Below are 8,615 nucleotides of genomic sequence, written 5' to 3'. Positions count from 1 at the left end.
GTAATTTTTGAAGATTGTTAGTATTTCAAATCATCTGATTTAATTAGTGCAACGCTAGTGATTCAACATGTATTTACAAAACCCTTTTAAAAAAATAAATTTTTTTAAATTAATTCCTCTAGCATTGCATAAATTTTTTCACATGTGGCTCCTCATTCCCAGAATCGTTTCCGTATCCATAAAAATTAGTCAAGAAATCAAAAAACAAACCGGTTATCCCTTAGCGTACAGGATACCGGTTATTTTCTGTCAAATATGTGTCTTACCGTACGTTTCACCCGAAATGATACGGTCACCCCTAATTGGACGAAGCCTGTGACGACACGAAACCACTGCGGCAGTCCAAGATTTTTGAAAATATCGACCCAATATTTGACTCCTGCGACCTTGGCGATGCCCGAGAAGCATAATATAAAATCAGTAAAGATTGAAGTGCGATAGAAAGTACGGACAGTGCGCTGGAGAACGCGTTCTCCGCAAATCATTTTTTCCTCAAATCTTCTACCAGCATGGGTAATCCCTCTTCGAAATAATGTTCTTCTCCATCGAGAACTCTACCGTTGACGCCGGATAAATCCTGCAAGTATTTCTCGAAATGAACATAAGGCACAACAGGATCTATACGACTATGATAGAAATAAATATTTGGAATGGGGGGTAAATGTTCCGAATAATTCGCCTGCAATTGATAGCTGACATTCTGCCAGTCTTCGTCAGTTCCCCAGTAGGGAGTCGCCAATAAAAACAATCCTTCAATCACGATATTAGGATCATTTTCAGAAAGATATTTTAACAGAACAGATGCGCCGAGTGAATGACCCACAACAATCACTTGCTGTCCCGATAGAACTTTAAATTGTTCATCAAGTAACCTTTTCCAATCCCGATATGCCGGGCTTTCTGGGTCAGACAATTTAGGCTTGTAAAAAACATATTCCTCCCCAAGTTTTGCTTGTAAATACGCTAACAATGGCTGACTTCCCTGCTGCGGACCTTGCGGTCCCGCGCAATGTATAAATAGCACATATCTCAAGTCTCTTCCACTCCTTTCAGACCTAATTTCTTCTGAACACTATTGTCTCCTCCAAAAACGGATCCCCCTTCTTCCACGGTATCCCGGATCAAATGGATCAGTTGTTCTCTGGCAAGATGAACATCCGCCAACCATGCTTGAGCATGCCTCGTCAACGGTTCGTGTTTGGCACCCCATGCGGATAAATCCAACAAAATGGGAATAAGATCCAGCCCTTTGTCCGTTAGCTCATAAAGATCCTTCCTTTTATCAGTCGGATGAGGCTTTTTCACAAGTATCCCCTTCTCTGTCAACTGATTGAGTCGGCTGGTCAGAATGTTCCGGGCAATACCTTCATCCGAGGACAGGAATTCTCCAAACGTCTTTTTCCCGGCAAATACAATATCTCGAATAAGGAGTAGAGACCAGCTGTCCCCCATCATTTCAAGGGAGAAATTGATCGGGCAGTCTGAGCGATGCTGCTGATCATTCGAACTTTTCATTTGACATCACTCCCCTTGACTTCTAGTAGTTAGTTTGATTATACTAACTTTAGTTTCATTTTGCAACTGAAATTAAAATGATTAATGATAAGGAAGTGAATGTTTCCAATGACAACCGATACTACACCCCGGGCAAGGGCACGGGAATGGTTTGGACTCGCAGTGCTTGTCCTCCCCACATTGCTGTTATCTCTTGACTTAAGCGTACTTTATCTGGCCATCCCTCACATCAGCATGGATCTGAAACCTTCCAGCAGCCAAACATTGTGGATCCTTGATGTTTACGGTTTCATGATCGCCGGATTCCTCATAACCATGGGGACACTCGGGGATCGAATCGGTCGTAGAAAATTGTTATTAACAGGAGCAACCGTATTTGGCATTACCTCTGTGATCGCCGCATATTCCGTCAACGCCGAGATGCTGGTGGCCACTCGGGCCTTTCTGGGTATTGCAGGGGCAACGATTATGCCCAGTACACTGGCCTTGATCAGCAATATGTTCAAACACAGCGGGCAACGCTCGATGGCCATCGCATTATGGATGAGCTGTTTTTTAGTCGGTACAGCTATTGGACCGGTTGTTGGGGGATTGTTGCTGGAATCTTTCTGGTGGGGTTCCGTATTTTTGCTTGGTGTCCCTGTGATGGCGTTATTGCTTGTCACTGCCCCCTTCTTGCTGCCGGAATATCGTGATCCCGAGGCAGGCACACTTGATTTGTACAGTGTACCCCTGTCGCTTGCAACCATCCTGCCGATGATTTATGGACTAAAGGAGATCGCGAAAGATGGGTTTCAACTGCTTCCTTCCACGAGCATTCTGGTTAGCCTTCTGGTCGGAATTCTGTTTTTGCGCCGTCAAAACAAATTGAAACATCCACTCATGGATCTATCGCTGTTCAACAACCGTCGCTTCAATACGGCACTGTCGCTCATGTTATTCAGTGGCTTTATCCTTAGTGGCATGATTCTTTATACAACTCAGTATTTGCAGATGGTGGAAGGTATGACTCCAATGTATGCGGGGTTTTGGTTATTGCCGTCTTCAGGCGCCATGATCGCCGCCTCCATGCTGGCACCTGTGTTGTCCCAAAAGATGAAAGCTGGCCCTGTCTTGATCTTGTTTCTAGCCATTGCAATGGCAGGCTGCCTGCTTCTCATCTTTGTAGAACCTGACAGTATGGTCCTGCTCATTACAGGAATGGTGCTTGTAGGGATTGGCTCAAGTCCGATTGGCGTTATATGTACCGACCTTGTCGTAGGCTCCGCCCCCCCGGAGAAAGCCGGCTCAGCATCATCCCTCTCTGAAACAAGCGCAGAGTTTGGGATTGCATTGGGTGTAGCCGTATTAGGCAGTATCGGTACTACTGTCTACCGAAACATGATCGCCGACAACGTTCCTCCATCCGTTCCGGCAGACTCCAGCATTGCCATCAAGGATACACTGGCGAATGCTCTGGTTACCATCAATCAGTTACCGGAAGACATCGCGGGGGATTTGCTGGTTTCAGCACAGGAAGCCTTCACACAAGGATTCAGTGCGTCTGCCATGATCAGTGCTCTCCTCCTGGCTGTCCTGTCCGCTTTATCATGGCGAATGTTTCGGGACGTCACTCCTTCCCCGCGGGATTGAACCCCCGGGGTCCGCCCCCTTCGCTCGCCACCCCTGACCTCATCGCTGCCAGCGATGAGGTCAAGGGTACAACCAACAAGACGAAAACCAAGATCGTCGATATGAAACAGGCAATCGCAGCAAGCTCACCGTATCGATACCCCGAAGTCCCTGCCTTGCAGACATACTGCCATTCCGCTTCCGTTGTTACAGGAACGGGCGCTAGTAAAAAAGCATCAATCCGGGCCGTCCAAGTGTCCTTTATTCGATCATCCCTCTTTGATCTGATCATGATGTGCTGCATTCCATCTTGAACCATTTAATTATACAAAATACTTGCCAAATGCCACTAAAAGTTTAGGCGATCCTTTCAACCGCAGTTTACGGCGAATTAAGAGACTTGCAATGCTTTTCTCCTTTGCAAGAAAAGAGAGCCACTCTTTTCCGTCTGCGGTTATCGTAATATTGGGTTTACCCACAAAACCATCCTCGATCTCCAATTTACCGCCGAAGATTCGTATCGTCACCTGTCTTGCTTCTATTCCGATAAATTCGAAGTGGTAGATTGCGTGGAAAGAGGCCACTGAAAAAGTACCCTTAAACATGAAAAGGCACAGCTCTCAATTTAATTGAGTGTCTCTGCCTTTTTTTGTTTTATAATTAGGTAATAATTTTCAGGTGGGTGGTTCCGGTGATACAAAAACAACAATCAATAAAGCTAAGTCCTTATATGGATCTCTATAATCTAATCGTGCCGGAGGACAACATGTTGCGCAGGATCAATGACCTGGTCGACTTTTCCTTCGTCTACGATGAACTTGAGGATAAGTATTGTCTGGATAACGGCCGGAACGCCATCGACCCCATTCGCATGTTTAAATATTTATTGTTAAAAACCATCCATGACCTTTCCGATGTGGATATCGTGGAGCGTTCGAAATATGACATGTCCTTCAAATATTTTTTGGGCATGGCTCCGGAAGAGGCCGTGATCGATCCGAGCTCCCTGACAAAATTCCGGAAGCTCAGGCTCAAGGACGTCAACCTCCTGAACTTGCTTATCAATAAGACAGTGGGGATTGCGATTGAAAAAGAAATCATCAAGAGCAGCTCCATCATCGTTGACGCCACCCATTCAAAAGCCCGCTATAACCAAATGAAGCCTAGGGAATTCCTAATGGAACGTTCGAAAAAGCTGAGGAAAGCCATTTACAAGGTGGATGAATCCATGAAGGAGAAGTTCCCGGCTAAGAACGTAAAGGATGGGGTCCTGGCAGAAAAACGCGGAAAATATACGCTAAGACAATTTATGGAAGCAAAAAGCCGATTATCCTTACGCTAAGGGCAATCGGCTATTTTATTTGATGAGAGTTGGAATTATTCAACATCTTTTTTATTAGAAGCAGTATTCGCTAATTTAAGAAAAACTTCATTAATATTTTTCATCCGATCTTCAACTTTTTTAGCTGCTGCATCAAGTGTAAATCCTTCTTCAATTAACTCCTGAATTAAAAGAATTTTTTTTATGTTTAAGTAATTATATCTTCGAGTTGTTCCTTCTCCTTCTTTTTCAGATTCAATAATTCCTTTTTCTTCCCAATAACGTATTTTTCTCGTAGGTACCCCTGTTATATCGGAAACCTCTCCAATGCCAACAACAAGTTTCTTTAACAAGTCAAAATCAAGTAATGGATCTATTTCAAATTTATTACTCACATATTTCCCTCCAGTACACTTCGTAATTATTTTACAACAAAAGTAGTTTATTTACAAATATTTAGCGCAACCAATTGACTTTGTTTGTAATTAAGTTACAATACATGTAGATAATATACATTATCTACATCATTCGAAAGAGGAGAGGATTAGAGTGCCTATCATTAATGTTGATTGTTGGGAAGGATTTAACGAAGAACAAAAAAAGCAGTGGGTTAAGGAGTTAACGGACGTAACTGTAAATTTGTTCAATATTCCCCCAGACAAAGTATTAGTTGTTTTAAAAGAGGTTTCTTTAACAAATTGGGGGCAAGCTGGGATTGTTGCATCTGATCCAGAATTTTTAACAAAAAGCCGAACAACTGAACTTCCAGCTAAACAAAAGTGATTACTGAAGATATATTTAGGAGGTCTTTTCATTTGTCTAAAAATCCTGCATTCGAACAGTTTAAAGAGGAATTTCCAGATGTGTATACTGTCTTTAATGACTTGTATAAAACGGTAAGTTCAAAAGCTTTAGATGAGAAAACAAAACAGCTAGTCTATTTAGGAATTCTAACAGCGACACGGTACTCACCGGCAGTTGGTGTGCATATTAGAAAAGCATTAGCAGCTGGTGCAACAGAGGATGAAATCAAGGAAGCAATGATGCTAGCGATTCCTGCTAGTGGGCTCTGTAACTACCTTTCTGTGTTACCAGATTTGGTGGATGAACTAAATGGATAAGGAGGTTCTTTCTTTGGCAGAAGCAGCAGGAAAAGTTAATCATATGACTTCAGAAAGAAGCTATTCTCTCATGACGGCGATTCTTTTCTGGTGTGGCTTAGTTGTTGTATCTAGCCTATATACCACCATTCCCTTGGTTTCAGTATTTGCAGACGCTTTTGAAGTAACACTAACGCAAGCTACGTGGACCAGCAGTGTTTTTTCATTTTGTTATGCTGTGGGATTTTTATTTTTTGGCCCATTGTCTGATCGCTATGGACGTAAACAAATCATTTTAATTGGGTTAGGTATGTTGACAGTTGTTTCCCCTATTATCGGATTTTTTGATAGTCTGTCTTGGTTGATAGCTCTTCGGGCGATTCAAGGAATAGCTGCAGCTACATTTGCACCAGCTGCACTTGCGTATGTAGTTGAAATGTTTCCGGCAGAAAAACGGATTACTACAATTGGATTTGTAAGCACAGGATTTTTAATGTCTGGTATTGTTGGCCAGGTGATCAGCAGTCTAGTAAGTCAATATTTTGGTTGGAACTACGTGTTTTATATTCTCGGCGGTGTTTATCTAATTACTACCGTATTAGCTGCGTTTTTTATCCCAAAGGGTGATGTCCTACAAGTAAAAGGAAATATTCTTGCTCCTTTTAAACAAATGGGAAAGGTGTTTATTCAAAAAGACTTATTTTTGTGTTACGTCGTCACCATAACACTTTTGCTTTCTTTTGTTGGGATGTATACGGCGCTTGGGAGTTATTTAAGTGGACCTGTGTTTGGTCTTGATAGCCAAAACATACTATATGTCCGATCAATCGGGATTTTAGGTATGTTAGTTTCCCCAATTTCGGGACGTTTGGTTACAAAGTTCCGTATCCAAACCGTTCTTATAGGAGGCTTATCCTTAGCTGTGATAGGTCTTGCGATTTTGGGAGTTAGCTCCAATTTGCCCTTCCTTGTTGTGATGAGTGTCGTTTTTGTAGCAGGCATCTCTATAACCGTTCCGACCCTCATCTCGCTTGTCGGGCAATTAGGAGGAGCCGCGAGGGGTATTGCGGTTTCACTTTACACGTTCATTCTATTTATTGGTGCAACTCTCGGTCCGGTGGTAGCTGTTGGTTTATTAAAAACAGGGAGTTATCTTTTAACTTTTGAAGTGTTAGCGCTCTTGTTAGGAATAGGATTAATCGTCTCATTTCTTATTAAAAGTCGAGATCAGGCGTAAACGAATGAAAAGGATAATATTGTCCGTATTACCGTTACTGCTGTTGGGATTTGGAATGTATTTTGTGATTTTATATGCTGAAGATTTTCAACAAAAAAAACAAACCTATGAGGTGAACAATATGAGACAAGTTGAACAAAAAACTACTGTGAATGAGCAGAAATATCAGCCAGCTTTAGATGCTACTCTAAAATTTTTGGCAATTCCTGAAGGATACGAATTAAAAGATGTTCGTAGTGGAAAACACAATGAATTCGATGTATGGGTGTTCCGTTATGAAAAGTCAACTAGAGAAAATAATGGACTCGGTGGTGAACATTATTCCTTTACAGTTGACCAAGACAGTCATAAGATCCTCGGGATTACATGGATGGATCAGCGTTTTGCTTCTGTTCAGCAACTACCTTCCGAAAAAAGAACAGAGGAACTTGTAAAATCATTTCTTAACTGGACTCAACCTGGGCTATTTGATCGTTTAGAAAATCATTGGATCCGTCCGCATGATGAAGTAATAACCATAAATGGTAAAAAAGTAACCATTACTGGTATGAAATATAAGTGCTACTTACCAGATGAGGATACGTGGGCGTGGGTGATCGTTGGTCCAGATGAAAAAATAATTACCTTCGAGCAAGGAATTAAATGGAAAGGTGGTCGGGTAACGGAAAAGTGGCTGCATGACAATTGGCTGGAAACGGGTAACACAACTAACCAATTATAGGACACCAACCAGTAAACAAGAATGCTTAGTTTTTAACCCAGTCTCAAAAACATTCGTTTTTGAGACTGAAAGATTCTAGATTTATTTAAACTAACTGATGTCCTATGATTGGTTAATTAATCATTTGAACTTATTTTATAAGGCAATATAGTTGGATGAGGTTGAAAAGTAACCTTAATATTTGCAATAATTGTTATTATATATAATAAGTAGAATAAAAGTTTATTGAATTTAGGGAGGGGATTTTTTGAATGAAGTATTTTCTAAAATTAAATATGGTTAGCATTCTATATGCTCTAATGATATTTGTTCCAATCCAACTTACGGGTAATGTTTATAGAATTAGTAGATTAACGGGTTGGAATCTTGGTACCGTAAACACTTTAAATATTATAATTATTGTTATTGGATTTATATTTGGTACAATCCTGCTCTTGTTCCTAACAAAAAAGTGGATGAAAGGTCGAAAAGCTAAATTTTGGACGGTTATCCTTTGGGTTCCATATTTTGTTCTTTTTGGTTATATAATCGCATCTCTATTTCCAATAACATATGAAGGGGACGCTCCTAATCCTAGTACAGGTCTTCTTGCGGTAGGAGTATTGATGGTCTTTCCTTTTTATATTCTAATTATCAATACCATAGGCTTCACAAGCGAGGAAAAAAATTAAAAAACAGATCTTTCTATTTCTGGAAGATCTGTTTTTTTAGTTTCGGTTTATTGAGATAAAATTAAGCTAATAAAATGTAGAGAGGAAATTCACTGGGCATTCTTAAAATAATATTGGAGTTTGGCTGATATTATAGGAACTAAGCCCCACCATTTTTGATGAAAAGGTTTTAAGCTGTATTTTTACGAAAAGTTTTTTGTTGCTATTTTAATTAGGAGTATATAGTAATATTTTACCATTTAAAATTTTGATTTTGTTCGACTTAAATAACAACAAACATTGGTATGAATAGGGATTAACCAGGAAAAAGGTTGTTGTTTTTTTGTTATAAGTGGTCTGTAGTAGTTAATATCTATTTTTTGTTATATTTGTTTATTATCACTAGCGTTGCATAAATGTAGTTAGAATATTCAGTTAATACATTTCCATGATTTTGAGC

10 protein-coding genes and 2 pseudogenes are annotated in these 8,615 nt (G+C 40.4%); 7 read left to right on the top strand and 5 right to left on the bottom strand.

The annotated features are described in order from the left end of the window. Nucleotides 1-481: 481 nt before the first annotated feature. Complete coding sequence (locus tag CU633_RS17240; RefSeq protein WP_257958956.1) at nucleotides 482-1,024, bottom strand: alpha/beta fold hydrolase; 543 nt, start codon at nucleotides 1,022-1,024, stop codon at nucleotides 482-484. Nucleotides 1,025-1,029: 5 nt separating this feature from the next. After that, complete coding sequence (locus CU633_RS17235; RefSeq protein WP_101661823.1) at nucleotides 1,030-1,515, bottom strand: winged helix-turn-helix transcriptional regulator; 486 nt, start codon at nucleotides 1,513-1,515, stop codon at nucleotides 1,030-1,032. A gap of 99 nt (nucleotides 1,516-1,614) precedes the next feature. Between CU633_RS17235 and CU633_RS17230 the strand changes: the two genes are divergently transcribed. Further along, nucleotides 1,615-3,147, top strand: coding sequence for an MFS transporter (locus CU633_RS17230; RefSeq protein WP_219620971.1), 1,533 nt, complete (start codon nucleotides 1,615-1,617; stop codon nucleotides 3,145-3,147). A gap of 103 nt (nucleotides 3,148-3,250) precedes the next feature. On the opposite strand, the pseudogene CU633_RS17225 reads toward CU633_RS17230, so the two are convergent. Both CU633_RS17225 and CU633_RS17220 read right to left on the bottom strand, forming a co-directional pair. After that, nucleotides 3,251-3,445, bottom strand: a pseudogene (locus tag CU633_RS17225) (hypothetical protein); the annotation flags it as partial. A 4-nt stretch (nucleotides 3,446-3,449) separates the two neighbouring features. Further along, a complete protein-coding gene (locus CU633_RS17220) occupies nucleotides 3,450-3,731 on the bottom strand; it encodes an SCP2 sterol-binding domain-containing protein (RefSeq protein WP_101661822.1) in 282 nt (93 codons plus the stop codon). An 86-nt stretch (nucleotides 3,732-3,817) separates the two neighbouring features. Here CU633_RS17220 and CU633_RS17215 point away from each other — a divergent pair. After that, nucleotides 3,818-4,405 (top strand): annotated as a pseudogene (locus tag CU633_RS17215) (transposase); the annotation flags it as partial. A gap of 98 nt (nucleotides 4,406-4,503) precedes the next feature. Here CU633_RS17215 and CU633_RS17210 read toward each other — a convergent pair. Next, nucleotides 4,504-4,842, bottom strand: a complete 339-nt coding sequence (locus tag CU633_RS17210) for a MerR family transcriptional regulator (RefSeq protein ID WP_101661821.1) — start codon at nucleotides 4,840-4,842, stop codon at nucleotides 4,504-4,506. 154 nt (nucleotides 4,843-4,996) lie between these two features. Here CU633_RS17210 and CU633_RS17205 point away from each other — a divergent pair, with 154 nt between their 5' ends. The 5 genes from CU633_RS17205 (at nucleotide 4,997) to CU633_RS17185 (ending at nucleotide 8,176) form a co-directional block, all read left to right on the top strand. After that, entirely contained in the window at nucleotides 4,997-5,230 is a 234-nt protein-coding gene (locus tag CU633_RS17205) for a tautomerase family protein (protein ID WP_180955010.1), read from the top strand. 32 nt (nucleotides 5,231-5,262) lie between these two features. Next, nucleotides 5,263-5,568 (top strand): carboxymuconolactone decarboxylase family protein, encoded by a 306-nt coding sequence (locus tag CU633_RS17200; RefSeq protein ID WP_180955009.1) that lies wholly within the window; start codon nucleotides 5,263-5,265, stop codon nucleotides 5,566-5,568. A 43-nt stretch (nucleotides 5,569-5,611) separates the two neighbouring features. Continuing rightward, nucleotides 5,612-6,784, top strand: a complete 1,173-nt coding sequence (locus CU633_RS17195; RefSeq protein ID WP_101661825.1) for an MFS transporter — start codon at nucleotides 5,612-5,614, stop codon at nucleotides 6,782-6,784. A gap of 4 nt (nucleotides 6,785-6,788) precedes the next feature. After that, nucleotides 6,789-7,505, top strand: a complete 717-nt coding sequence (locus CU633_RS17190; RefSeq protein ID WP_101661818.1) for a hypothetical protein — start codon at nucleotides 6,789-6,791, stop codon at nucleotides 7,503-7,505. A 251-nt stretch (nucleotides 7,506-7,756) separates the two neighbouring features. Then, nucleotides 7,757-8,176: a hypothetical protein gene (locus CU633_RS17185; protein ID WP_101661817.1), complete on the top strand. Its 420-nt coding sequence runs from the start codon at nucleotides 7,757-7,759 to the stop codon at nucleotides 8,174-8,176. The last annotated feature ends 439 nt before the right edge of the window (nucleotides 8,177-8,615 follow it).

This window comes from Bacillus sp. V3-13, assembly GCF_002860165.1.
Taxonomy (GTDB): domain Bacteria; phylum Bacillota; class Bacilli; order Bacillales; family Cytobacillaceae; genus Bacillus_BJ.
This window is presented reverse-complemented; position numbering and strand designations above follow the sequence as displayed.